Here is a 22,414-nt window from a genome sequence, read left to right as displayed (position 1 = left end):
ACTTACCGGACGCGCCAAGGATTTCTCATGATCGACAAAGACAGCCTTACCCATCACATCTCCCAGCAGTTCAACGCCGAACTTGAAGAGGTTCGCAGCCATCTTCTGGCAATGGGCGGCCTGGTCGAGAAACAGGTCAACGACGCCGTCACCGCGCTGATCGAGGCCGATTCGGGCCTGGCCCAGCAGGTGCGCGAAGTCGATGAGCAGATCAACCAGATGGAACGCAACATCGACGAGGAGTGCGTGCGCATCCTGGCCCGGCGCCAGCCGGCGGCGTCGGACCTGCGCCTGATCATCAGCATCTCCAAGTCGGTGATCGACCTGGAGCGTATCGGCGACGAATCGACCAAGATCGCCCGCCGCGCCATCCAGTTGTGCGAAGAAGGCGAGTCGCCGCGCGGCTACGTGGAGGTGCGTCACATCGGCGACCAGGTACGCAACATGGTGCGCGACGCGCTCGACGCCTTTGCCCGCTTCGATGCCGAGCTGGCGCTGTCGGTGGCGCAGTACGACAAGACCATCGACCGCGAGTACAAGACCGCCCTGCGCGAGCTGGTGACCTACATGATGGAAGACCCGCGCTCGATCTCGCGGGTACTGAGCGTGATCTGGGCGCTGCGTTCGCTGGAGCGCATCGGCGACCACGCGCGCAACATCGCCGAGCTGGTGATCTACCTAGTGCGCGGTACCGACGTGCGTCACCTGGGCCTGAAGCGAATGAAGGAAGAAGTCGAGGGCAACGGCAACGGCGAAAAAGCTAATGTTCCGGGCAAACCTGACGATAAATAGGACTGCCCCGAGAATGAACGCCCGGCCTTGGCCGGGCGTTTTCGTTTGCGGCAGCGCAACAGCACGCACCCGCGAATGATTTGACGGAGCCCCGGCATGAGCGAAGTCTTGGCAAATGGCCATCAGTCAACGTTATGCTAGCCGGGTCTTGAAGGAGTGGCGATGAGTAAAGTCAGTGTTCTGGTCGTGGATGACGCGCCGTTTATCCGTGACCTGGTGAAAAAGTGTCTGCGCAATTACTTCCCCGGCATGGTCATCGAGGACGCGGTCAACGGTCGCAAGGCCCAGGTGCTGCTGGAGCGCGAGCGTTTCGACCTGGTGCTGTGCGACTGGGAGATGCCCGAGATGTCGGGCCTGGAGCTGCTGACCTGGTGCCGCCAGCACGAAGCGCTCAAGGCCATGCCGTTCATCATGGTGACCAGCCGTGGCGACAAGGAAAACGTGGTGCAGGCGATCCAGGCCGGTGTGTCGGACTTTGTCGGCAAGCCGTTCACCAACGAGCAGTTGCTGACCAAGGTGAAGAAGGCGCTGACCAAGCTGGGCAAGCTCGATACCCTGATGGCCAGTGCGCCCACCCGCGCCACCTCCGCGTTTGCCAATGATTCGCTGTCGGCCCTGACCGGCGGCAAGGCCGAGACCGTGCGCCCGGCCGCCCCTGCAGCCGCGGCCCCGGTGTCGGCGGCCAAGCCACTGATCAATGCGCCGCAACCCGGCGCGGCCAAGGCGGCGGCGCCGGCGGGCCGTGGACAGGGCCAGCTGCGCCTGTCCAGCGGCAACCAGGCCTGCGTGATCAAGGCCCTGAGCCTGAAGGAAGCCTTGCTGGTGGTACGCCGTGGCGAAGTGCTGCCGCAGATCCTGGAAGGCGCGGTGCTGGACCTGGAGCAGGGCGACAATGCCGAGATCGCGCGGCTCAACGGGTACCTGCATGCGGTGGTGGCGGTGGAATCCAAGCCGGACAGCGACTGGCTGCAGCTGACCTTCCGCTTTGTCGATCAGGATGCGCAGAAGCTCGACTACCTGTCGCGGCTGATTGCCCGCGGTACGGCGCTCAAGCACTTCGTGCCGGGGGCCTGACAGGCCCTTTGCTGCTTGCAGCCTCTTCGCCGGCAAGGCCGGCTCCTACAGCCGTAGGAGCCGGCCTTGCCGGCGAAGGACACACCACTGATCGCCTGCCATACCCCGCATCACTCCCCGCAACACGCCCTCCATATTCCCCTGCTAGGCTTGCTCACAGCTAACCTGTCAGATGGCCACTACCGATGCCGCCACACCTGCTGCTGTTCTGCGCCCTGTTGCTGGCTGCCGGCCCGAGCTGGGCCATGACCATCTACAAGAACACCGACGCCGACGGCGTGGTGTCCTATTCCGATCGCCCCAGCCCCGGCGCCCGCGCATTGGTGTTCCGTGATCGCATGGTCGAGCAGCTGGGCCAGCAGGTGCAGTTGCAGGTCAGCAAGTACGCCGACGGCGTGCGTTTCAGTGCCCGCAACGAGCTGCACGCCCCGGTCGAAGTGGAACTGCGCCTGGAGCGCCTGGGCAACGTGCAGAACCTGGCGCCGCGCATCGTCCGGCGGGTGGTACCGGCCCGTTCCACACTGCTGCTCACTGCCCTCGGTGCGCGCAAGCCCGGTACCCCGGTCAGCTACCGCGAGCAGTTCAACTACACGTTGGGCAACCCCGCCCAGCGCACCCAGGCCTATCGCTACCCGTTCCCCTGGCGCGGCGGCCCGTTCCGCCTCTCCCAGGGCCCCAATGGCACCTACAGCCACTTCGGCCCCAAGGGCCGCTATGCCATGGACATCGCCATGCCCGAAGGCACGCCGATCATTGCGGCGCGGGCAGGGGTGGTGATCAAGACGGAAAACACCCAGAGCGGGCGCGGTACCAACCCGGCAGGCAATTTCGTGCGGATTCTGCATGCCGACGGCACCATGGGCGTGTACCTGCACCTGATGCGCGGGTCGGTGGTGGTCAGCGAAGGCCAGCGGGTGGCCTATGGCACGCCGCTGGCAAGGTCCGGCAACACCGGCAACAGCAGCGGGCCGCACCTGCATTTCGTGGTGCAGCGCAACGTGGGGCTGGCGCTGGAGTCGATCCCGTACCAGTTCAACCAGCCCATCGGCGGGCTGCCGAGCTTTACCGCCGGCAACCCGTAAGGCGTGTCAATCGAGCTTGAGCACCTTGGCCAGCACGATCTTGGGCCCTTTCATCTTCTTGATGATGATGCGCAGGCCGTCGACCTCCAGCACCTCTTCTTCTTCCGGTACGCGCTTGAGCGTCTCGTAGACCAGGCCAGCAAGGGTTTCGGCCTCGATATGGTCCAGGTCCACGCCCAGCAGGCGCTCGACCTTGAACAGCGGGGTGTCGCCGCGCACCAGCAGCTTGCCGGGCTGGTAGGCGAGGATACCGCGCTCGGTCTTGCGGTGTTCGTCCTGGATGTCGCCCACCAGCACTTCGAGCACGTCTTCCATGGTCAGGTAGCCGATCACCTTGCCATCGGCCTCTTCGACCAGGGCAAAGTGCGCGCCGCCCTTGCGGAACTGCTCCAGCAGCTGCGACAGCGGCATGTGCCGCGATACGCGTTCCAGCGGGCGGGTCAGCTCGGCCAGGTTGAACGACTCGGGCAGGTGGTCCAGCGCAGCCAGTTCCAGCAGCAGGTCCTTGATGTGCAGCAGGCCGACGAATTCGCCGCTTTCGGCGTCGAGCACCGGGTAGCGGCTGAACTTGTGCCGGCGGAACATCGCGAGGATCTCCTTGAGCGGCGCATGGGCGTCGAGGCTGACCATGTCTTCACGGGAATTGGCCCAGTCGACTACTTCCAGTTCGCCCATCTCCACCGCCGAGGCCAGTACGCGCATGCCCTGGTCGCTGGGGTCCTGGCCCCGGCTGGAGTGCAGGATCAGCTTGAGCTCCTCGCGGCTGTAATGGTGCTCGTGGTGCGGGCCGGGCTCGCCCTGGCCGGCGATGCGCAGGATGGCGTTGGCACTGGCGTTGAGCAGGTAGATGGCCGGGTACATCATCCAGTAGAACAGGTACAGCGGTACCGCCGTCCACAGCGACAGCAGTTCGGGCTTGCGAATGGCCCAGGACTTGGGCGCCAGCTCGCCGACCACGATGTGCAGGTAGGAGATCACGAAGAAGGCGCTGAAGAACGATACGCCCTTGATGACTTCGGGCGATTGCACGCCCACCGCCGCCAGCAGCGGCTCGAGCAGGTGCGCGAAGGCCGGCTCGCCGACCCAGCCCAGGCCCAGCGAGGCCAGTGTGATGCCCAGCTGGCAGGCCGACAGGTAGGCGTCCAGCTGGCTGTGTACGGTACGCAGGATATGCCCGCGCCAGCCGTTCTTGCCGGCAATCGCCTCGACCCGGGTCGAGCGCAGCTTGACCATGGCGAACTCGGCCGCAACGAAGAATCCGTTGAGCAGAACCAGCAGCAGAGCAAAAAGAATCATGCCGAAATCGGCGAACAGTGAAGCGAGGGTGATACCAGGGGAAGGGTCCATGATGGAGTTTTACGGGGTCCGTCTTCTGAAATAAGGGAGTGTGGCAATGCCAGCAGGTACTGGCGCGAGTCAGCCAATGTAGCGGCTGACTGCGCAAATTTAAAGGGCGGTCGCTCAGGAAACGGTGCGGGTTGCCACCTGAACGGGGGCGAAATGGCAGGTAAAGGTACTGCCGTGGCCCGGTACGCTGCTGATCTCCAGCCGGCCGCGGTGGCGCAGCAGTACGTGCTTGACGATCGCCAGGCCAAGGCCGGTGCCGCCGGTGGTGGAGTTGCGGCTGGAGTCGACGCGGTAGAAACGCTCGGTCAGGCGTGGCAGGTGCTTGGGGTCGATGCCGATGCCCGAGTCCTGCACGCTCAGGTGCGCACCCTGGGCGTCGGCCCACCAGCGGATGCGGATCTGGCCTTCATCCTGGGTGTACTTGACGGCATTGAACACCAGGTTGGAGAACGCGCTGCGCAGTTCCGCCTCGCTGCCCTTGAGGCGCACGCCCGGCTCGGCGTCCAGGGTGATGCGCTGGTTGCGCTGGCCGGACAGGGCCTGGGCATCGCCCTTGATCGACTGCAGCAGGCTGTCGATGGCCACCGGCTGGTTGTCGGAGGGGTAGTCGGTGGCCTCCAGCTTGGCCAGCAGCAACAGGTCGTTGAGCAGCGTCTGCATGCGCACGCCTTGCTGCTGCATCTGGGTCAGGGCCCGTACCCAGCGCGGGTTCACCTCCTCGACGTTGTCGAGCAGGGTCTCCAGGTACCCGGCAATCACCGTCAGTGGCGTGCGCAGCTCGTGGGAGACGTTGGCGACGAAGTCCTTGCGCATCTGTTCGAGCTGGTGGATGCGGGTCACATCGCGCACCAGCATCAGGTGTTCGTTGTTGCCGTAGCGGGTGATGTGCAGCTGGATGCGCAGGCGGTCGCTGATGGGCGAGGGGATTTCCAGCGGTTCGAGGTAGTTCTCCTGTTCGAAGTACTCCTTGAAGCGCGGGTGGCGCACCAGGTTGGTGACCGGCTGGCCGCTGTCCTGTGGGGTCTTGAGCCCCAGCAGGGTCTCGGCGGCGCGGTTCCACCACTCCAGGTTGCCGTCGCTGTCGAGCATGATCACCGCGTCCTTGAGGGCGGCGGTGGACTCCTGCACGCGGTCGATCACTGCCTGCAGGCGCCCGCGCACGCGTTGGTCGCGGCGTTGCAGGTGGTAGATGCTGTCGAACACCTCGCCCCACAGGCCATAGCCGTCGGGCGGGGCCTCGTCGGGTTTGTGCTGGCGCAGCCAGTCGTGCAGGCGCAGCAGCTGCTTGAGGGTCCAGCCCAGATACACGCCAAGGCCCAGGGCCAGGCTCCAGCCGTAATGGCCGCTGATCAGCCCTGCCAGCAGGCAGACGGTGGTCAGCAGCAGCATGTGGCGAATCAGGGTGCCATGCCAGTTTTGGTTCACGGTGGGTCCTTAGGACCCGCTGCAAGCTGCAAGCGGCAAGCTGCAAGATTGAAGCGGATCTGCGTTTGCTTTTGCTCTTACTTGAGGCTTGTAGCTTGCCGTGTTCTCAACTCTTGGTTGAGAACCGGTATCCCGTGCCGCGCACGGTTTGTACCAGATTTTCGTAGGCTTCACCCAGCGCCTTGCGCAGACGGCGGATATGCACGTCGACGGTGCGCTCCTCCACATACACATTGCCGCCCCATACCTGGTCGAGCAGCTGGCCACGGGTGTAGGCGCGCTCCTGGTGGGTCATGAAGAACTGCAGCAGGCGGTATTCGGTAGGGCCCATCTCGGCAGGCTTGCCGTCGATGGTCACGCGGTGGCTGATCGGGTCGAGCAGCAGGCCGCCGACCTCGATCGGGGCCTCGCCATCACTGGGGCCGGCACGGCGCAGCACGGCCTTGAGGCGGGCCACCAGTTCGCGCGGGGAGAACGGCTTGGTGATGTAGTCGTCGGCGCCGACTTCCAGGCCCTGGATCTTGTTGTCTTCCTCACCCTTGGCGGTGAGCATGATGATCGGGATGTCGCCGGTCAGCTCGTCGCGCTTGAGGCGCCGCGCCAGTTCGATGCCCGAAGTGCCCGGCAGCATCCAGTCGAGCAGGATCAGGTCGGGCTTACGGTCGACGATGATGGCATGGGCCTGCTGCGAGTTTTCCGCCTCCAGGCAGTCGTAGCCGGCCATTTCCAATGCAACGGCGATCATCTCGCGAATCGGCGCCTCGTCGTCAACGATCAGAATGTTCCTGCCAACCATGCTCAAACCTCTTCCCATTAAGGTGTCTTGGCCCGCATTAGATAACGGAATTATTGCAGTCGTGTGACAGGTCGTGTGGCCTGGCGGCAACATTCCTTGGCTGAGCTAGGCTTTAGCTCCCACCCATCACCAAAAACGGTGAATCCAATGACACGACATACGCTGAACTGGATGGCTCTCTTTGCTGTTGCAGCACTGGCCCTGCCGGGGGTGGCAGCGGCCGCGCCGGGGATGGAGAAGAACGGCGTGCTGGTCGATTCTGCCGGCATGACGCTGTACACCTTCGACAAGGATGCCGGCGGCAAATCCATGTGCAATGACGACTGCGCCAAGAACTGGCCGCCCCTCAAGGCCATGGCGGGCGACGCCGCCGAGGGCAAGTGGACGCAGATCAAGCGCGAAGACGGCTCGATGCAGTGGGCCTACGATGGCAAGCCGCTGTACACCTTCGTCAAGGACAAGAAGGGCGGTGACATGACCGGCGACGGCATGAAGGACGTCTGGCACGCCGCCAAGCCATGAGGCCGGCCTTGCGCGGCCGCCCCCGGGGGCGGCTAGCGCAGGGCGTAGTCCAGTACCACGCCGATGAACACCAGCAGCCCGGCCCAGTGGTTGTGCAGGAAGGCCTTGAAGCAGGCGTCGCGATCCAGGCTGCGGGTCGACCAGTATTCCCACGCGAAGCACAGCGCCGCGCCTACCAGCCCCAGGTGGAACCAGCCACCCAGCTCGAAGCGGTTGCCGGCCATCAGCAGGCAGCCCAGCGACAGCAGCTGCAAGGTCAGGATGATGGCACGATCGGCTTCGCCGAACAGGATCGCGGTGGACTTGACCCCGATCTTCAGGTCGTCGTCGCGGTCGACCATCGCGTAGTAGGTGTCGTAGCCCACGGTCCACAGCAGGTTGGCGATGTACAGCAGCCAGGCGATGGCCGGCAGCTCGCCGGTGGCGGCGGTGAAGGCCATGGGGATGCCCCAGGAATAGGCCGCGCCCAGCACCACCTGCGGGTAATAGGTGTAGCGCTTCATGAACGGGTAGCAGGCTGCCAGCGCCACGGCGCCGAACGACAGCCATACTGTCTGCGCATTGGTGCACAGCACCAGCACGAAACTCAGCCCCACCAGGGTCGCGAACAGGACCAGCGCCTCGCGCCCGCTGATGCGTCCGGCCGCCAGCGGGCGTTCGGCGGTGCGCTTGACGTGACCGTCGACCTTGCGGTCGGCAAAATCGTTGATCGCGCAGCCCGCGGCGCGCATCAGCACCACGCCGAACAGGAAGATCAGCACGTTGGCCACGGTGGGCGTGCCCTTGGCCGCGATCCATACCGCCGTGAGGGTGGGCCACAGCAGCAGGTAGATGCCGATCGGCTTGTCCATGCGGCTGAGCTGGATGAAGTCCCACGCCCGGGGGTGCAGGCGATTGAGCGACTTGAGCAGGCTCAGGTACATCAGCGGTCCTCCAGGCGGGTATCGGTGGCCTGCCACAGGGCGGGCAGGAAGATCTCGGCCACCAGGATGCTCAGTTCACCCTGGTCGAACCGCGAACGGCGTGCCCACAGGCCGTCATGGCGCTGCTCGCGGGGCAACCAGGCGGCAGGGTAGTGGCACACCTCGATGGCCTGGCGGGCAAACCCGGGGCTGCAGAACAGCAACTCGCCCAGCGAACGGCTGCCCAGCGCTTCCATGTCCAGGCCGCCCTGCTGCAGGGCGCTGCGCGCGGCCACACTGCGTGCGTACACCCACGGCTGGCCATGCCCGCGCAGGTACACCTCGCGCACCCAGCCTTCGCTGCCCGGGGCCAGGCCGAGGCTGGTGCACTCGTCGGCGCGCAGCGGCTGCCAGCCCTCGTACAGGGGGGTCACGCTGAAGTGATCGGCGGATAATCGGGTCAGGCGGCGGGTCAACGAGCCCTGGTCGAACAGCCAGTCGGCGGTAAGGGGGTCGGCGCTTGCGGCCAGCGGCGTTTGCTGCTGCAGCCAGTGTGGCGCGGGCACTTGCGAGGTTTCGTACGGCACGGTAGGTATGCGGTTACAAGCCAGTGAGGCGCCGAGCTTAGCATGTTTGCCGGTTGCGCTTGCATCGCGCCACCAGCCTCAGTACAAAGCCCCCTGACGATCCATGCAGCGCCAAGACTGTAATGATCACAACCGATGTGCGTCTGGATTACTGGAGGGAGAGCGATCATGAAGAAGTGGCAATGCGTGGTATGCGGGCTTATCTACAACGAGGCCGATGGCTGGCCGGATGACGGCATTGCGCCGGGCACCTTGTGGCAGGACGTGCCGGAAGACTGGCTGTGCCCGGACTGCGGTGTGGGCAAGATGGATTTCGAGATGATCGAAATCAACTGATCATTTTTTATACAGGGAAGGGATGAAGGCATGAGCGATCCGGTGGTGATTGTCGGTACGGGGCTGGCGGGCTACAACCTCGCCCGCGAATTTCGCAAGCTCGACGGCGAGACGCCGTTGCTGCTGATCAGCGCCGATGATGGTCGCTCGTATTCCAAGCCGATGCTGTCCACCGGCTTTGCCAAGGACAAGGACGCCGACGGCCTGAGCATGGCCGAGCCGGGGGCCATGGCCGAGCAGCTCAAGGCCCAGGTGCGTACCCATACACGCATCAGCGGCATCGACCCGGGCCACAAGCGCCTGTGGATCGGCGAGGAGCAGGTGCCGTACCGCGACCTGGTGCTGGCGCTGGGCGCGCAGACCATCCAGGTGCCGGTGCAGGGCGACGCAGCCGATGCGATCTTCCCGATCAACGACCTCGAAGACTACGCGCGCTTTCGCGCCGCGGCGGCCGGCAAGCGCCGGGTACTGATTCTGGGGGCCGGGCTGATCGGCTGCGAGTTCGCCAACGACATGCACCTGGGTGGCTTCGAGATCGACATCGTCGCCCCCTGCGAGCAGGTCATGCCGACCCTGCTGCACCCGGCCGCCGCGGCTGCGGTGCAGGCTGGGCTGCAAGGGCTTGGTGTGCGCTTTCACCTGGGCCCGGTGCTGACCCGCCTGGAACGTTCGGCCGATGCCCTGCAAGCGCATCTGTCCGATGGCAGTGTGATCGTCTGCGACCTGGTGGTATCGGCCATCGGCCTGCGCCCCCGTATCGACCTGGCTGCCGCCGCTGGCCTGCAGGTCAATCGCGGGGTGGTGGTCGACCGCCACCTGCGCACCTCGCACGCCAATATCCATGCCCTGGGCGACTGTGCCGAGGTCGACGGCATCAACCTGCTGTACGTGATGCCGCTGATGGCCTGCGCGCGCGCGCTGGCGCAGACCCTGGCGGGCAATCCGACGGTGGTCAGCTATGGGCCTATGCCCATCACGGTGAAGACCCCGGTATGCCCGCTGGTCGTTTCACCGCCGCCACGCGCCCGCGAAGGCCAGTGGCAGGTCGAAGGGCAGGGCAGCGACATCAAGGTGCTCTGCCGGGATGCCGATGGCCAACTGCTGGGCTATGTATTGACCGGTACGGCAGTGATGGAAAAGCTGGCGCTGAACCGTCAACTTCCGCCGTTGCTGGCATAAATAGCTGTCGTTCTGTCGGATATACCCTGCTATTGCCTGAACAATGGCCGCCCAGAGACTGGCGCGGCCACTGGCGGCGTGCCATTCTCACACCCGTCTGCCGCAGTTTAGAGCCTGCGGTGCCTTAGGCGCTGCCTGCAAGGCAGCACGGCATAACAACAAAAAATCCGTCAGAGGGGCTTCACCATGCGTAAACCAGAACTCGCCGCAGCCATTGCCGAGAAAGCCGACCTTACCAAGGAGCAGGCCAACCGCGTGCTCAATGCCGTACTGGAAGAAATCACCAACGCGCTGCACAAGAAAGACAGCGTCACCCTGGTAGGCTTCGGCACGTTCCTGCAGCGCCACCGTGGCGCGCGCACCGGCAAGAACCCTCAGACGGGCGAGCCGGTGAAGATCAAGGCCAGCAACACCGTGGCGTTCAAGCCAGGCAAGTTCCTCAAGGACAGCGTCAATCCGTAAGGCCGTGGGCTACTGATTGCATTGAAGAGCGGGCACCTCTACAAGGTGCCCGTTCTTGTTTGTGTGGCGGCTCTTCGCCGGCAATGCCGGCGAGGAACCCACCGTGCAGTGCGCTATTGCCGTGCCCCGTGCTTGTGACTAGCATACGCCGCCGCCCACACCCGCGCGGCGGTGTTCCAGGGAGGGAGCGGCATGGGCAACTCATCATTCATCGAATCGTTCGGCTCATGCCTGTGAGCTGTGCGCCCCCCTATCGCTTCTACGTCTGGTTACCCTGGGTATGCCTGGTTTCGCTGCTGTGTCTGGATGTCTACCAGTACGGCCTGCGCGTGACCGGTTTCGAGCCGTTCCTGCAAATCTACCTGCTGGGCTTCGGCCTGCTTGGCTACCCCCTGTTCGCGCTGTGGGCCAGCCGCCGCCTGCACCTGGCGCCTCGGCACCTGTGGTGGGCGCCGTTGTGGTGCGTCCCTTTCTACGCACTGCCCTGGGTGCTGTATGGCCTGGTCTACCTGCTCACCGGCCGTATCGCCGGGTTGGGCCTGATGCTGATGTGGGTGGTCTTTGTGCCCTACCTGCTGGGCGCCGGCTATTTTTTCGTCACCCTGACCGCGCTGCTGCTGGCGGCGCAAAGGCGCCTGTGCAATGGATCTTGAGCTGAAGAATTACCTGGCAGGTCTCGCCGACAGCAACCTGTTCGGCAGCCTGGCCATCCTGTGCCTGTTCGCCTTGCTGCTGAACCTCGGCGAGCGCCAACGCAACACGCGCTGGGTTAGGCTGCTGACGTTTGGCTGCCTGTTGGCGGTGGTGCTGCTGCACGGTGTGGGCACCTACTGCATGAATACCCAGGTACCGTGATGAAGGCAGTAATCGGGGTGATACTGGTGGCCGTGCTGGCGCTGGGGGTGGGCACGCCGCTGTTCGGCAACCTGCTGATGCTGCTGATGGACCGCGACAACTTCATCCCCGCCGAATCGTCGCTGCTGAGTTTCGAGCCGTATCAGGTGTCCCAGGGCTCATCGAACTACTGGCTGTACGGCGAGGACGACCGTTACTACTACCACTTCACCCATGAGCCCGCTCACCCCTATCGCTATATCGCCAAGGACAATCACTGCCCGGCGTTCGACCGTGACGATGTGCGCAGCTGGTGCAATGCGCTGCAAGGAACGCTGCCCAAATGAAGCGACAACTGCTGATCAATGTCGCCCTGCATGCTCTGGCCATCGTGCTCTACGGGGTGCTCAACGATATTGCCGTGGACTGGTACAAGGGCCACTACGGCGGCTTTACCGCCCGTGGCGTGTCCTCCGGCAGCATTGTGTTCCTGGTGATGTGGGTGTTCGTGCCGCTCAATGTGGTGCTGCCCCTGTTGACCAACTGGAAGCTCAAGTACTGGCTGGTGGCCGCGCAAATCGTGTTGATCCTCTGGTGGCTGTTGCCCGAGCACCCGGTGCGGGCGTACTTCTTCAGTTGCTTGGCGGGCGGCCTCAGCCTGTCGGCGGTGCTGATCTCGCACTGGCTGAGGCGTAAATGAGCAGCCCGACCGTAAAGCAGCAACTGTGGCGCTGGCTGGTGGTGCTGGGCGTGCTGGCGTGGGTGGGCTATCAGATTCACGCGCTGATCGAGGCACCCGGACAGACCTCGTTCGTCAGCGAGTCGGGGCGCTACCGTTTCCAGAACGTGCCGGCGCGCAGTTGGCTGATACCTTTCGGCGGCATGGGCTACATGCGCGTGACCGATCGCGAGCGCCCGGGTGAGGTCTGGCGCACGCCGCTGTACGACCTGCAGTCGCTGGACATGCGCGACTTCGAGGATGAAGCCGAAGTGGGCATCTACTGGATCAATTTCAACAAGCGCGACCGCCATTTCGACATCGCCATGCCGCAATGGGAGCCGCACTGGCTCAACAGCTTCATCGCCAATACCGACTACACCGTGGCCGAAGAACAGGCCTGCTGCCGCAAACCCGAGCACCTGGTGCGCTACTTCTGGGACCTGTGGCTGTGGCTGGTGTGGGTCAGCGACTACCCCTGCACGCAAACCGAGTACTACATCAACCCGCCCCCGGTGTATCAGCCATGAAGTCGAGTATCCCGATGCTGCTGGCCGGCCTGCTGGCAAGTGCGCTGGCGCAGGCCGCGCCGGTTTGCCCCAGCCGCGACTTCGCGATGTTTTTCAAGGCGTTTGCCGAGGATGCGCAGCTGCAGGCCGACTTTACCGCCCATACCCTGGTCGAGCAGCGCCTCCAGGCCGGGCCCGAGGGGCCGCAACCGGTGGTACGCAAGCTCGAGCCAGCCCTGCGTCCTGATCTTTCGCAGCTGTCGTCGGAGCGGGTGGCGGCCAACGGTCTGATCCGTGAAATCGCGCTGCCCGACCGGGTTTACCTTCGCGACCAGCGCGGCGAGGTGTTGCAGGCATTCATCTTCGAGCAGGCCGACTGCTGGGCGCTGGCGCGGGTCGAGGACTGGTCGCCGAGCGACGCGCTCAAGAGCGTGAAAACCCGCGATGATGCCGCCCCCGGCGTGCGTGCGCTGCTGCGCGGCGATGCCTACGAGCAACTGGGCCAGGGTGAAATCAAGCCCATCGACAAGCAGCTGTTCATCGCTGCGCTCAACAGCTACCTCGATGCCGTGGACCAGGGCTCTGCCTACGCTGCCTACAGCGCTGCGGCAATCAGCCTGTCGGGCATGGCGCCGCGCCTGAGCAACCAGCGCCTGGAGCAGTTGCTGCGCCTGTCGTCGGCCACTGTCCCTGAAGGGGCACTGATGCTGGCGAGCTTCTATTGCGACGAGGGCCAGTACCGCCCCGACGACAACACCTGCAAACACCCGCAGAAGGCCCTCGACGCCTTGCGTCAGTCCGCCGCGATGGGCTCGGGCAATGCCTTCAACGAGCTGGGCAGCGTGTATGCGCGCGGTGAAATCGTGCCCGCTCAACCGGCACGCTCGCTGGCCTGCTACACCGAGGCGGTGGCGCACGGTGCAGACTGGGCGGACTTCAATGCCCAGGAGATGATCAAACGCGGCGCTCGCGCCGACAAGGACCAGCCATGCCTGTAGCCCACAACTGGCGCGAATGCCTGCAAGACCCGACGCTGAGCCCGCCCGCGCCCTGGGTCAGCTTTCCCGAGCTCGACCCGCAGGGGCTGGGCAGCCTGCAGGGCGATTTCGAACACTACTGGCATTACTGCTGGTGGCCGTTCTGGTCGCGTCTGGGCAAGGCCCGCCAGCAGGCCTACCTGCTGCGCCACAACGCACCGCGTGGCTGGGCAGAGTATCTGGCGCACATCGACAACCAGCCTCCGTCGCCCGGGCTGGCGCCACTGCCCGAACACTGGCGTGGCGACAGCCCGGTCACCCACCGCCAGTTGCTGCGCTGGGTGCTGCCGATAGTGGTGCACCTGTTTGCGGTGGTGGCCTACGTGGCGCTCAACGGCACGCTGGTGAGCTGGTACAAGCAGTACGCCGGCGGGCTGACGTCGCGCGGTGTAGCCGTTGGCATAGCGATGTACATGGTGTTCTGGTTCTTCGTCGGCATGAACCTGCTGATCGCCCTGCTGCCACGGGTGTGGGGCAAGGTACAGGCCACGGTGTTCATGGCGGCGATCATCGGCTTCTACCTGTGGCCCGAGCATCCGCTGCGGGCGCTGTTCTACAGCACACTGTCTGCCAGTGTGACCCTGGTGGCCATCGGCGCGAATGCGCAGCTGCACCGTCACTTTCTCAACCTCATCTTCAAGGGTTCGAAATGAAGCGTACCCCTCACGCCGTTGCCTTGGCGTTGTCACTGGCAGGCACTGCCCATGCCGCAGTACCTGCCGAAAAAACCATCGAGGGCGCAGGCGGGGCGAAGCTTTCGTTCTCCAAATGGAGCGCCGAGGAGAACGGCTGGCATGCGGTGCAGTGGCAAGGCGCCAATGGCAAGAGCTTCACCTTGTACCCGCACGAGTTTGCGCGGGATGCGATCGATGGCGACGCTTCGGCAGTGTCGCCTGACGGGCGCTTCGTGATGCTCTACCGCCTGCGCCAGTCGGGGCGGCAGTTCACGCCCCCCACGCTGCGCTGCGACATGGTGGCGATGGACACCGGTTGTGTGATGGCCACGCGGCTGGCTCAGTACTGCGTGGGCCGTTGGCAGAACGGCGCCTGGCAGCCGGAGAACAAGCTGCCCTGGGCTACCAAGCTGGAAACCATCAAGCCGGCCAAGGTCGCAGGCCTGCTGCACAGCAGCGAGAACCGCGAGATACCCGCGCGTCACGCCGTACTGGCCGAAGAGGTGTACATGGGCCTGGATTCCTACATGGCCTGCCATGCGCCCCAGGACAACGTGCCCGGCTACAACGACATGGGCTACCTGATCGGCGACGACTGGAACCCCAACCTGATGCTGCGCATCTATCGCGCCATCGAGCCCTTTGCCCAGGGGCGTCGGGCGCTGCAGCTGAACATTGCCGACATTCTCTGGGGCTACGGCAACTCGCGCGAAGCCGGCCCTTACTACGCGCGCTATCGCCAGCAGATGCTGGAGGCCGGCGCGGCGCAGAAGATTCCGTCACGGGTGCAACTGCGCCTGGATGCGGTACCGGCTGCCGACCCCAACCGGTAGGCCGCACACCCTGACATACAGTCGCCTTCAACAAAGCGAAGTCGGCTGTAGCCTTTGGTCGCAAAAAAGCTAAACTGCGCCCCTCAGTCACTTTTCGCCTAGGGGCGCATATGAAGTTTCGTTTTCTGCTCTGGGCCATGGGTTTGCTGATGGCCCGGGCCAGCCGCAACAACCCGGCGTTCCAGCAGCAACTGAAGGACAAGGACCTGGTGTTCCAGTTGCAGACCCTCGACGGCAAGGTCGCCCGGCACTTCATCGTCAGCAACCAGCGCATCCGCAGCAAGGGTGGCACCCATGCCGAGCCTGCGTTCGCCATTGCCTTCAAGGATGCCGCCTACGGCTTCGCCACGCTGCAGGCCAAGAACAAGCAGCTGGCGTTCATGCAGGGGATTCAGGACAAGTCGATCCAGATCAAGGGCAACCCGGCCCTGGTGATCTGGTTCCAGGGCCTGATGAAGTACCTGATGCCGCGCAAGAAGAAAGCCTGAGCGCAGCGCCCAGGCTTCAGGTTGTCAGTGCGGGGTGAACTGTGACGCCAGTTCACGCAGCAGCGATTCGGCTTCAAGCACCTTGTGCACCACGTCCTCGGCCTTCTCGCGGCTGATGTTCAGGCGCTCCAGCAACGCGTCGGGGATGCGGTCGTCCGGCCCCGAGCCGATGCCGCGCGCGCGCAGCAGGCGTACCGCCACGCACACCAGGTTGGGGAAGGCGGCATGGTCGCCCGCGTAATGCGGGTCGTGCTGAAAGCGCAGGGCGGTGGCCAGCTCTTCGGGCATGTCCCAGAAGCGCATCAGCCAGGCACCGATCTGCTCGCGGCTGATGCCCAGCAGGTGCTGCTCGACATAGCTGTGGCACAGATGCGGGTTGACCTCCAGGTGGCGGCAGATCAGCGAGAAATGCGGCGGGAACACATGCGCCAGCAGCAGGTAGCCGAAGTTGTGCAGCAGCCCGGCCAGGTAGGTCAGGCCCGACTCAGGACGCTCGGCGCGGGGCATGGCGCGGGTCAGGCCCTCGATCACGGCGGCGGTGTAGATCGATTGCTGCCAGTAGGGGGTGGTCTGCTGCGGGTGATCCTTGGGCAGGCTCAGGGTCTTGCCCAGGGCCAGGCCCAGCGCCAGGTTGATCACCAGGTCGAAGCCCAGCACCCGCACGATGGCGTCTTCCACCGAGCGGATCTTGCCGGGGGAGGCGTAGTAGGGCGAGGCGGCCCAGCTGACCACCTGCGCGGCCAGCGCCGGATCGGTCTCGACCACACCGGTGATGTCGTCGATGGTGGCGTTGGGGTCGACCCGCAGCTTGATGATCTTCTGTGCGGTCTCGGCCAGCGGCGGGATCTCGATGGTCGATTCCAGGCGCTGCTGGATGCGTCGTGCGGTAAATGCCTGCACCGCCTCGGTGATCTCCTTGCTGTCATCGGCCGGACGGTCGAGGTTGGGGCGGATCTCGCTGAGCAGTACACCGAAATGCCCGGCACTGGCCTTGGCCAGCATCTTCCTGAAGTGCTCGCTGTGGATTTCCAGCAGCAGGCCGGGGGTTCCGGAATGAATCAGCAGGGCCGGCTGCTTGAGCAGGCGCTCCTCGTACAGGCACGGTGAGCTGGTCAGCGCCGGAATGGCGGGCAGGATCGTCAGGCCGTGCTTCTTGAGCATCAGTTCGAGCCGCTCGAGCGGCACGGCGGTGAGCTTGCGGCCGGTCAGCTCGGTCAGGTGGCTGAGGTCCAGCAGCTGGTTCTGCGGGAACAGCACCATCAGCGCACCGACCGCGTCGTCGAGCAGCACGGCCTGGACCTTGGCCTCGGGCGCCAGCTGCGGGTGGTCAATGACCTCGCGGTAGGCGATGCCGAGCTTGTCGAGCAGCAACCGGATAACAGACGGTGTGTGGGGGGTTGCGGTATCCAGGGCAACTTCAGTCATGGTCTGTATCCAGTATTTTTTCAGCGGCCAGTATAGCCGGCTCGATGGGGGCGGCCCGCGTCGACATGGGAGGTACGTCACACCTGGCCATATTGCTGCCCGTGGCGTAACCAGCGGTCGAGCAACGGGCTGACGTGGTCCGGCCAGCGTGCCAGCAGGGCCTGTGCAGCATCGCGCACCGCCGGCAGCAGGTCGGCGTCGCGCATCAGGTCGGCGACCTTGAACTGCAACAGGCCGGTCTGGCGGGTCCCGAGCATTTCGCCCGGGCCACGCAGTTGCAGGTCTTTCTCCGCAATGACAAAGCCGTCATTGGTTTCGCGCATGATCCCCAGGCGTTCACGCCCGATCTGCGACAGGGGCGGATGATACAACAGTACGCAATGGCTGGCGGCACTGCCGCGTCCGACTCGCCCGCGCAACTGGTGCAGTTGGGCAAGACCAAGGCGTTCGGGGTTCTCGATGATCATCAGGCTGGCGTTGGGTACGTCCACGCCCACCTCGATCACGGTGGTGGCCACCAGCAGTTGCAGGTTGCCCTGCTTGAACTCGGCCATCACCGCAGCCTTCTCGGCCGGCTTCATGCGCCCGTGGATTAGCCCCACGCGCAACTCGCCCAGGGCACTGGTGAGCTCTTCGAAGGTGGTTTCGGCGGCCTGGCAGGTCAGCTCTTCGGATTCTTCGATCAGGGTGCATACCCAATAGGCCTGGCGCCCTTCGGCACAGGCGGCGCGCACGCGCTCGACCACTTCGATGCGGCGGCTGTCGGCCACCAGTACAGTGTTGACCGGGGTACGCCCCGGCGGGAGCTCGTCGAGCACCGAGGTGTCGAGGTCGGCATAGGCGCTCATGGCCAGGGTGCGCGGGATCGGCGTGGCAGTCATGATCAGCTGGTGCGGGCACAACTGGCCGCCCACGCCTTTCTGGCGCAGGGCCAGGCGCTGCTGTACGCCAAAGCGGTGCTGTTCGTCGATGATCGCCAGCGCTAGGTTGTGAAACTTCACCTCTTCCTGGAACAGCGCATGGGTACCCACCACCATTGGCGCGCCGGCGGCGATCTGCTCCAGCGCGGCGGTGCGCGCCTTGCCCTTGAGCTTGCCGGCCAGCCAGGCGACTTCGATGCCCAGCGGTTCGAGCCAGCGCTTGAAGGTGACGAAGTGCTGCTCGGCAAGAATCTCGGTGGGGGCCATCAGCGCCACCTGGTAGCCGGCTTCCAGCGCCTGCAGGGCAGCGAGCGCGGCGACCACGGTCTTGCCGGCACCCACATCGCCCTGCACCAGGCGCAGCATCGGCTCGGGCTGGCTGAGATCGTAGGCGATCTCGTTGCCCACGCGCTGCTGTGCGCCGGTTGGAGCGAAGCCCAGGTTGGCCAGGTATTGGGCCGCCAGCCTGCTCGCCCTGGGCAACACCGGGGCCCGCTGGGCGCGCAGGCTCTCGCGCAGGCGCTGCTGAGACAGCTGGTGGGTCAGCAGCTCTTCGAAGGCCAGGCGGTGCTGGGCCCAGTGGTGGCCCACGGCAAGCTCTTCGACATCGGCATCGGCCGGCGGGTGGTGCAGGTAGCGGATAGCATCGGCCAACGGTGCCAGCTGGTAGTCGCGTGCCAGTTCCAGCGGCAGCCAGTCGGGCAGGCTGCGCGGGCCGAGCAGGCCCAGGCTCTGCTGGCACAGCTGGCGCAGGCGCTGCTGGGTGAGGCCTTCGGTGGTCGGGTAGATCGGGGTCAGGGTGGTATCGACCGGGGGCGGCTCGTCGCCGGTCAGGGCGCGGTACTCGGGGTGGTAGATCTCCAGGCCCGAGGCGCCGGGGCGCGCTTCACCGTAGCAGCGCAGGTGGGTGCCGCGCTTGAGCGCTTCTTTCTGGGCGTTGCTGAAGTGGTAGAAGCGCAGGCTCAGCGAACCTGTGCCATCGCCCAGGCGCACCAGCAGGCTGCGGCGCCTGCCCATGGTCACGTCGGTGCCACTGACCACGCCTTCGATCACTGCATCCTGGCCCGGGCGCAGGGCGCCGATCGGCACCACGCGGGTGCGGTCCTGATAGCGCAGGGGCAGGTGGAACAACACGTCCTGGATGTTCTCCAGGCCAACCTTGGCCAGCTTCTCGGCCAAGGCTTCGCCAACGCCCTTCAGTGCCGTGACCGACACCTTCGACAACTCGGTCATGCTCGGGCCCTAAGGTGCGGCGGGTGGCTTGGCCACCGAACACAGGCGGATCGAGTCGGCCAGAATCTCGATGGCCTTGGGCCGCGGGAAGCTCGCGCGCCAGGCGATCGCCACGGTGCGAAACGGTGCCGGCGGGCTCAATGGGCGGACTTCGATGATGCCCGGCGCGTAGTGATGGCTGTGCACGGCCGACAGCGGCAGGATCGACACGCCCAGCCCCGAGGCGACCATGTGGCGGATGGTTTCCAGCGAGCTGGACTCCACCGTGGTGTGCTTGGCGCCGTCGTTGCCCTTGGCCAGGGTCGGGCAGGCCTCCAGCACCTGGTCGCGGAAGCAGTGGCCTTCGCCGAGCAACAGCAGGCTCTTGTCGTTGAGCAGGCTGGCGTCGATGGTCTCTTTCTTCGTCCAGGGATGCTCGCTGGGCATCAGCACGTAGAATGGCTCGTCGTACAGCGGCAGCGTCAGCACGTCGGCTTCATTGAACGGCAGGGCGATGATCACCGCGTCCAGCTCGCCGTTGCGCAGCTTGTCACGCAGGATATGGGTGAAGTTTTCTTCGATGTACAACGGCATCTGCGGGGCAACCCGGTGCAGTTGCGGAATCAGGTGCGGGAACAGGTACGGGCCGACGGTATAGATGGCCCCGACCTTGAGCGGCGCGGTCAGCTGGTTCTTGCCGGCCTGGGCCAGTTCACGGATGCCCTGGGCCTGCTCCAGTACCTTCTGCGCCTGGGCCACGATGCCTTCGCCGACCGGGGTCAGGCGCACCGCGCTCTTGCTGCGCTCGAAGATCAGCACGCCCAGCTCGTCCTCCAGCTTCTTCACGCCCACCGACAGGGTCGGCTGGCTGACGTGGCAACGCTCGGCCGCGTGGCCGAAGTGCTGTTCCTGAGCGAGGGTGACGATGTAGCGCAATTCTGTGAGGGTCATAACGTGCGTCCATGAAGTTGCGAGCCCAGCATAGCGGCTGCAATCGATAGACGCACGTTATCAGACTTGCGTGCGTGTGACAGAAACAAACAACTCAGCGTTTCTTGTCCAGCGAGTACACGAACGGCGCGACCACTTCGATACTGCCGTTGTTGAGCAGTTCCTGAGGCGGCTTGGGCACGGGTTGAGCCTTGCGGATCATTTCCAGGGTTGCCCGGTCCAGTGCCGCGCTGCCTGAACCACCAGCCAGCGAGTACGATAGGATCTTGCCTTCGGCGTCGACCACGAAGCGCAGCCGGTTGATACCCTGCAGGCCCCGCCGACGCGCGTCTTCCGGGTAGCGCTTGTACTTGCCAAGGTGACGCAACAGGTCGCTCTGCCAGGTAGGCAGGGCATTGCTGTTGGCGGCGATGCTTGGCGCCGGTGCTGCGGATTTCTGCGCCGGAGCGTTGCTTGGCGGGGAATCCACGGTTTCCTGGTCGACCGGTTTGTCCTGCGGCGGCTCCGGTTTTTTCTCCGGTTTCGGAGGCTGGGGCTTGGCCTTGGGCTTGGGCGGTGGCTTGGGTATCGCGATTTTCGGCTTGGGCGCTTCTGCCACCTTGGGCAGTGGTGGCTCCTCGACCGGCGTCGGCGGCTGTGGCGGGGCCACGACCTTCGGCGGCGGTGGTGGGGCCGGCTCGGGCATCGGCGCCATCTCGATCATCATCGCCGCAGGCGGCAGTTCGATTGCCTGGGGCACCGACCAGTTGAGCATCAGCACCACGGCAACGGCATGCACGGCCAGCACAATCGCCAGGCTGATGCAGTAGCGCGCCAGTTTATGCCGCGTATTGGTCATTTCTTGGCTGCCGTCTCAAGTCCCACCAGGCCGACCTTCAAGTAGCCGGCTGCGCGCAGGGTGTTCATGACTTCCATCAGGTCGCCGTAATCGACGCCCTTGTCAGCTTGGAAGAAGATGGTGGTGTCCTTGTCGCCCTTGGTCTTGGCGTCCAGTACCGCGCCCAGCTGGTCGCGTTGCACCTGATCGTCGCCGACGTACAGGTTCTGGTCGGCCTTGACGCTGAGGAACACCGGCTTCTCCGGCCTGGGCACGGGCTTGGCGGTCGAGGCCGGCAGGTCGACCTTGATGTCGACCGTGGCCAGGGGCGCCGCCACCATGAAGATGATCAGCAGTACCAGCATTACGTCGATGAACGGCGTGACGTTGATTTCGTGGTTCTCGGCGAGATCGTCGCCGCCCTCGTTAAGATGCAGGCCCATGGTTTACCCCACTTTCACCATGTGTGGCGCAGCGGAACGCTCGCCTGGCTGGTGGTCCAGGTCGCGGCTGACCAGCAGCAGCACGTGCGCCGAGGCGTCGGAAACCTGTGCCTTGTAACCGGCGATGGAACGGGCGAAGACGTTGTAGATGACCACTGCGGGGATCGCGGCAACCAGGCCCAGGGCGGTGGCGAGCAGGGCCTCGGCGATACCGGGTGCAACCACCGCGAGGTTGGTGGTCTGGGTCTTGGCGATGCCGATGAAGCTGTTCATGATGCCCCACACGGTACCGAACAGACCGACGAACGGAGCGGTGGAGCCGATGGTGGCAAGCACGCCGGTACCGCTGCTCATGTTGCGACCGCTGGCCGCGACCAGGCGCTCGAGGCGGAAGCTCACGCGCTCCTTGATACCTTCTTTTTCACGGGCATTGGCCGACAGGTGCATTTCCTCGAGGGCATCGTGCACCAGCAGGTGTGCCAGGGTGCCGGGCTTGTCGGCGGTTTCGCTGGCGTCCTTGATGCTGGTGGCCTTCTTCAGCAGGGCGATTTCAGAACGCAGGCGGCGCTTGGCGCCCATCAGTTCGAAGCCCTTGGCAATCCAGATGGTCCAGGTGATCAGCGAGGCGATGGCCAGGCCGATCATCACGATCTTCACCACGATGTCGGCGTTCTGGTACATGCCCCATGGCGACAGGTCGTGGGCCATGCCCAGGCTGGTGTCTTCGACCAGCGCTTGGGTGGCGTCGTCGGCCTGGCCTTCGACAGGGGCAGCGCCCGGCGCGGCGGCGGCATCCGCAGGCTCGGTGCCCGGGGCAGCAGGTGCGGCCGGGGTAGCATCGGCAGGGGCAACGGCGGCGGCCGGTGTGGCGTTCTGTGCGGCGGGCTCATCGGCCATGGCGGCGGGGGCCAGTACCAGGCTGAACATCAGCGCGGCAATGGCGCGCCAGGCGCGCGACAGGGTTGGCGAAGCGGAAGGTTGAATACGTGTCATGCTGGCCGGACCTGATGAAGAAGAAATGGGTAGTTGTCCTTCCAGGCCTCGAGTCG

At 64.9% G+C, this 22,414-nt stretch carries 27 protein-coding genes; 16 read left to right on the top strand and 11 right to left on the bottom strand.

Features of this window, described 5'->3' with window-relative positions; all coding sequences use genetic code 11:
• Nucleotides 1–27 precede the first annotated feature (27 nt).
• From phoU to DN387_RS10015, 3 genes are all read left to right on the top strand, one after another.
• Nucleotides 28–792, top strand: coding sequence for a phosphate signaling complex protein PhoU (gene phoU / locus DN387_RS10025; RefSeq protein ID WP_043861545.1), 765 nt, complete (start codon nt 28–30; stop codon nt 790–792).
• A 162-nt stretch (nt 793–954) separates the two neighbouring features.
• A complete protein-coding gene (locus DN387_RS10020) occupies nt 955–1,866 on the top strand; it encodes a response regulator (protein WP_054916462.1) in 912 nt (303 codons plus the stop codon).
• A 185-nt stretch (nt 1,867–2,051) separates the two neighbouring features.
• Nucleotides 2,052–2,948, top strand: coding sequence for a M23 family metallopeptidase (locus DN387_RS10015; protein ID WP_054916463.1), 897 nt, complete (start codon nt 2,052–2,054; stop codon nt 2,946–2,948).
• A 6-nt stretch (nt 2,949–2,954) separates the two neighbouring features.
• Here the strand turns inward: DN387_RS10015 and DN387_RS10010 are convergent, their stop codons facing one another.
• The 3 genes from DN387_RS10010 to phoB form a co-directional block, all read right to left on the bottom strand.
• A complete protein-coding gene (locus DN387_RS10010; protein ID WP_043861548.1) occupies nt 2,955–4,295 on the bottom strand; it encodes a hemolysin family protein in 1,341 nt (446 codons plus the stop codon).
• Between the two features lie 114 nt (nt 4,296–4,409).
• On the bottom strand, nt 4,410–5,684 hold the full coding sequence (phoR, locus tag DN387_RS10005; RefSeq protein ID WP_213085772.1) for a phosphate regulon sensor histidine kinase PhoR: 1,275 nt from the start codon (nt 5,682–5,684) through the stop codon (nt 4,410–4,412).
• A gap of 142 nt (nt 5,685–5,826) precedes the next feature.
• Complete coding sequence (gene phoB / locus DN387_RS10000; protein WP_028942483.1) at nt 5,827–6,516, bottom strand: phosphate regulon transcriptional regulator PhoB; 690 nt, start codon at nt 6,514–6,516, stop codon at nt 5,827–5,829.
• A gap of 147 nt (nt 6,517–6,663) precedes the next feature.
• On the opposite strand from phoB, the gene DN387_RS09995 reads away from it, so the two are divergent.
• Complete coding sequence (locus DN387_RS09995; protein WP_043861550.1) at nt 6,664–7,038, top strand: hypothetical protein; 375 nt, start codon at nt 6,664–6,666, stop codon at nt 7,036–7,038.
• Nucleotides 7,039–7,070: 32 nt separating this feature from the next.
• Here the strand turns inward: DN387_RS09995 and ubiA are convergent, their stop codons facing one another.
• Both ubiA and DN387_RS09985 read right to left on the bottom strand, forming a co-directional pair.
• Nucleotides 7,071–7,961, bottom strand: coding sequence for a 4-hydroxybenzoate octaprenyltransferase (ubiA, locus tag DN387_RS09990; protein WP_054916464.1), 891 nt, complete (start codon nt 7,959–7,961; stop codon nt 7,071–7,073).
• Nucleotides 7,961–8,488: a chorismate lyase gene (locus DN387_RS09985; RefSeq protein ID WP_235384226.1), complete on the bottom strand. Its 528-nt coding sequence runs from the start codon at nt 8,486–8,488 to the stop codon at nt 7,961–7,963. Before DN387_RS09985 ends, ubiA begins: the two co-directional genes overlap by 1 nt.
• Before the next feature lie 207 nt (nt 8,489–8,695).
• On the opposite strand from DN387_RS09985, the gene DN387_RS09980 reads away from it, so the two are divergent.
• The 12 genes from DN387_RS09980 to DN387_RS09925 all read left to right on the top strand — a co-directional run bounded on the left by DN387_RS09980 (nt 8,696) and on the right by DN387_RS09925 (nt 15,597).
• Nucleotides 8,696–8,863 carry a rubredoxin gene (locus DN387_RS09980; RefSeq protein WP_007954349.1) on the top strand — a complete coding sequence of 56 codons (168 nt, stop codon included), beginning with the start codon at nt 8,696–8,698 and terminating at the stop codon, nt 8,861–8,863.
• Nucleotides 8,864–8,893: 30 nt separating this feature from the next.
• Entirely contained in the window at nt 8,894–10,042 is a 1,149-nt protein-coding gene (locus DN387_RS09975; RefSeq protein ID WP_054916465.1) for an NAD(P)/FAD-dependent oxidoreductase, read from the top strand.
• A gap of 186 nt (nt 10,043–10,228) precedes the next feature.
• Nucleotides 10,229–10,504, top strand: a complete 276-nt coding sequence (locus DN387_RS09970) for an HU family DNA-binding protein (RefSeq protein WP_008366879.1) — start codon at nt 10,229–10,231, stop codon at nt 10,502–10,504.
• Between the two features lie 227 nt (nt 10,505–10,731).
• Nucleotides 10,732–11,157 carry a hypothetical protein gene (locus tag DN387_RS09965; protein ID WP_054916466.1) on the top strand — a complete coding sequence of 142 codons (426 nt, stop codon included), beginning with the start codon at nt 10,732–10,734 and terminating at the stop codon, nt 11,155–11,157.
• On the top strand, nt 11,147–11,359 hold the full coding sequence (locus DN387_RS09960) for a hypothetical protein (RefSeq protein ID WP_043861554.1): 213 nt from the start codon (nt 11,147–11,149) through the stop codon (nt 11,357–11,359). The genes DN387_RS09965 and DN387_RS09960 overlap by 11 nt, the downstream gene beginning before the upstream one ends.
• Nucleotides 11,359–11,685 (top strand): hypothetical protein, encoded by a 327-nt coding sequence (locus DN387_RS09955; protein ID WP_054916467.1) that lies wholly within the window; start codon nt 11,359–11,361, stop codon nt 11,683–11,685. The genes DN387_RS09960 and DN387_RS09955 overlap by 1 nt, the downstream gene beginning before the upstream one ends.
• A complete protein-coding gene (locus tag DN387_RS09950) occupies nt 11,682–12,038 on the top strand; it encodes a hypothetical protein (RefSeq protein ID WP_043861556.1) in 357 nt (118 codons plus the stop codon). Before DN387_RS09955 ends, DN387_RS09950 begins: the two co-directional genes overlap by 4 nt.
• Complete coding sequence (locus tag DN387_RS09945; protein ID WP_054916468.1) at nt 12,035–12,586, top strand: hypothetical protein; 552 nt, start codon at nt 12,035–12,037, stop codon at nt 12,584–12,586. The genes DN387_RS09950 and DN387_RS09945 overlap by 4 nt, the downstream gene beginning before the upstream one ends.
• A complete protein-coding gene (locus tag DN387_RS09940) occupies nt 12,583–13,563 on the top strand; it encodes a sel1 repeat family protein (RefSeq protein WP_147303848.1) in 981 nt (326 codons plus the stop codon). Before DN387_RS09945 ends, DN387_RS09940 begins: the two co-directional genes overlap by 4 nt.
• Nucleotides 13,554–14,255, top strand: coding sequence for a hypothetical protein (locus tag DN387_RS09935; RefSeq protein ID WP_054916470.1), 702 nt, complete (start codon nt 13,554–13,556; stop codon nt 14,253–14,255). Before DN387_RS09940 ends, DN387_RS09935 begins: the two co-directional genes overlap by 10 nt.
• Nucleotides 14,252–15,109 carry a hypothetical protein gene (locus DN387_RS09930; protein WP_147303847.1) on the top strand — a complete coding sequence of 286 codons (858 nt, stop codon included), beginning with the start codon at nt 14,252–14,254 and terminating at the stop codon, nt 15,107–15,109. Before DN387_RS09935 ends, DN387_RS09930 begins: the two co-directional genes overlap by 4 nt.
• 110 nt (nt 15,110–15,219) lie before the next feature.
• A complete protein-coding gene (locus DN387_RS09925) occupies nt 15,220–15,597 on the top strand; it encodes a helicase (protein ID WP_043861558.1) in 378 nt (125 codons plus the stop codon).
• A gap of 24 nt (nt 15,598–15,621) precedes the next feature.
• Here the strand turns inward: DN387_RS09925 and DN387_RS09920 are convergent, their stop codons facing one another.
• From DN387_RS09920 to exbB, 6 genes are all read right to left on the bottom strand, one after another.
• Nucleotides 15,622–17,022 (bottom strand): aminoacyl-tRNA deacylase and HDOD domain-containing protein, encoded by a 1,401-nt coding sequence (locus DN387_RS09920; protein ID WP_054916472.1) that lies wholly within the window; start codon nt 17,020–17,022, stop codon nt 15,622–15,624.
• A 77-nt stretch (nt 17,023–17,099) separates the two neighbouring features.
• On the bottom strand, nt 17,100–19,175 hold the full coding sequence (recG, locus tag DN387_RS09915) for an ATP-dependent DNA helicase RecG (protein WP_043861560.1): 2,076 nt from the start codon (nt 19,173–19,175) through the stop codon (nt 17,100–17,102).
• 9 nt (nt 19,176–19,184) lie between these two features.
• Entirely contained in the window at nt 19,185–20,105 is a 921-nt protein-coding gene (locus DN387_RS09910) for a hydrogen peroxide-inducible genes activator (RefSeq protein ID WP_054916473.1), read from the bottom strand.
• Nucleotides 20,106–20,199: 94 nt separating this feature from the next.
• Nucleotides 20,200–20,943, bottom strand: coding sequence for an energy transducer TonB (locus tag DN387_RS09905; RefSeq protein WP_054916474.1), 744 nt, complete (start codon nt 20,941–20,943; stop codon nt 20,200–20,202).
• Nucleotides 20,940–21,365 (bottom strand): TonB system transport protein ExbD, encoded by a 426-nt coding sequence (gene exbD, locus DN387_RS09900; protein WP_043861563.1) that lies wholly within the window; start codon nt 21,363–21,365, stop codon nt 20,940–20,942. The genes DN387_RS09905 and exbD overlap by 4 nt, the downstream gene beginning before the upstream one ends.
• Nucleotides 21,366–21,368: 3 nt before the next feature.
• Complete coding sequence (exbB, locus tag DN387_RS09895; protein ID WP_054916475.1) at nt 21,369–22,358, bottom strand: tonB-system energizer ExbB; 990 nt, start codon at nt 22,356–22,358, stop codon at nt 21,369–21,371.
• Between the last annotated feature and the right edge of the window lie 56 nt (nt 22,359–22,414).

This window comes from Pseudomonas sp. FBF18, from assembly GCF_024261405.1.
Classification (GTDB): domain Bacteria; phylum Pseudomonadota; class Gammaproteobacteria; order Pseudomonadales; family Pseudomonadaceae; genus Aquipseudomonas; species Aquipseudomonas palmensis.
Note: the sequence above shows the minus strand (reverse complement) of the source record. Positions and strands in the feature narration are given on the sequence as shown.

Coding starts and splice junctions, on each gene's coding strand:
- DN387_RS09965 (WP_054916466.1), top strand. CDS start 10,732: ATGCCTGTGAGCTGTGCGCCCCCCTATCGCTTCTACGTCTGGTTACCC.
- DN387_RS09920 (WP_054916472.1), bottom strand. CDS start 17,022: ATGACTGAAGTTGCCCTGGATACCGCAACCCCCCACACACCGTCTGTT.
- DN387_RS10010 (WP_043861548.1), bottom strand. CDS start 4,295: ATGGACCCTTCCCCTGGTATCACCCTCGCTTCACTGTTCGCCGATTTC.
- DN387_RS09975 (WP_054916465.1), top strand. CDS start 8,894: ATGAGCGATCCGGTGGTGATTGTCGGTACGGGGCTGGCGGGCTACAAC.
- phoB (WP_028942483.1), bottom strand. CDS start 6,516: ATGGTTGGCAGGAACATTCTGATCGTTGACGACGAGGCGCCGATTCGC.
- DN387_RS09905 (WP_054916474.1), bottom strand. CDS start 20,943: ATGACCAATACGCGGCATAAACTGGCGCGCTACTGCATCAGCCTGGCG.
- DN387_RS09935 (WP_054916470.1), top strand. CDS start 13,554: ATGCCTGTAGCCCACAACTGGCGCGAATGCCTGCAAGACCCGACGCTG.
- DN387_RS09930 (WP_147303847.1), top strand. CDS start 14,252: ATGAAGCGTACCCCTCACGCCGTTGCCTTGGCGTTGTCACTGGCAGGC.
- phoU (WP_043861545.1), top strand. CDS start 28: ATGATCGACAAAGACAGCCTTACCCATCACATCTCCCAGCAGTTCAAC.
- ubiA (WP_054916464.1), bottom strand. CDS start 7,961: ATGTACCTGAGCCTGCTCAAGTCGCTCAATCGCCTGCACCCCCGGGCG.
- DN387_RS10020 (WP_054916462.1), top strand. CDS start 955: ATGAGTAAAGTCAGTGTTCTGGTCGTGGATGACGCGCCGTTTATCCGT.
- DN387_RS09950 (WP_043861556.1), top strand. CDS start 11,682: ATGAAGCGACAACTGCTGATCAATGTCGCCCTGCATGCTCTGGCCATC.
- DN387_RS09925 (WP_043861558.1), top strand. CDS start 15,220: ATGAAGTTTCGTTTTCTGCTCTGGGCCATGGGTTTGCTGATGGCCCGG.
- recG (WP_043861560.1), bottom strand. CDS start 19,175: ATGACCGAGTTGTCGAAGGTGTCGGTCACGGCACTGAAGGGCGTTGGC.
- DN387_RS09980 (WP_007954349.1), top strand. CDS start 8,696: ATGAAGAAGTGGCAATGCGTGGTATGCGGGCTTATCTACAACGAGGCC.
- DN387_RS09970 (WP_008366879.1), top strand. CDS start 10,229: ATGCGTAAACCAGAACTCGCCGCAGCCATTGCCGAGAAAGCCGACCTT.
- DN387_RS09995 (WP_043861550.1), top strand. CDS start 6,664: ATGACACGACATACGCTGAACTGGATGGCTCTCTTTGCTGTTGCAGCA.
- exbB (WP_054916475.1), bottom strand. CDS start 22,358: ATGACACGTATTCAACCTTCCGCTTCGCCAACCCTGTCGCGCGCCTGG.
- exbD (WP_043861563.1), bottom strand. CDS start 21,365: ATGGGCCTGCATCTTAACGAGGGCGGCGACGATCTCGCCGAGAACCAC.
- DN387_RS09910 (WP_054916473.1), bottom strand. CDS start 20,105: ATGACCCTCACAGAATTGCGCTACATCGTCACCCTCGCTCAGGAACAG.
- DN387_RS09955 (WP_054916467.1), top strand. CDS start 11,359: ATGAAGGCAGTAATCGGGGTGATACTGGTGGCCGTGCTGGCGCTGGGG.
- phoR (WP_213085772.1), bottom strand. CDS start 5,684: ATGCTGCTGCTGACCACCGTCTGCCTGCTGGCAGGGCTGATCAGCGGC.
- DN387_RS09940 (WP_147303848.1), top strand. CDS start 12,583: ATGAAGTCGAGTATCCCGATGCTGCTGGCCGGCCTGCTGGCAAGTGCG.
- DN387_RS09960 (WP_043861554.1), top strand. CDS start 11,147: ATGGATCTTGAGCTGAAGAATTACCTGGCAGGTCTCGCCGACAGCAAC.
- DN387_RS10015 (WP_054916463.1), top strand. CDS start 2,052: ATGCCGCCACACCTGCTGCTGTTCTGCGCCCTGTTGCTGGCTGCCGGC.
- DN387_RS09945 (WP_054916468.1), top strand. CDS start 12,035: ATGAGCAGCCCGACCGTAAAGCAGCAACTGTGGCGCTGGCTGGTGGTG.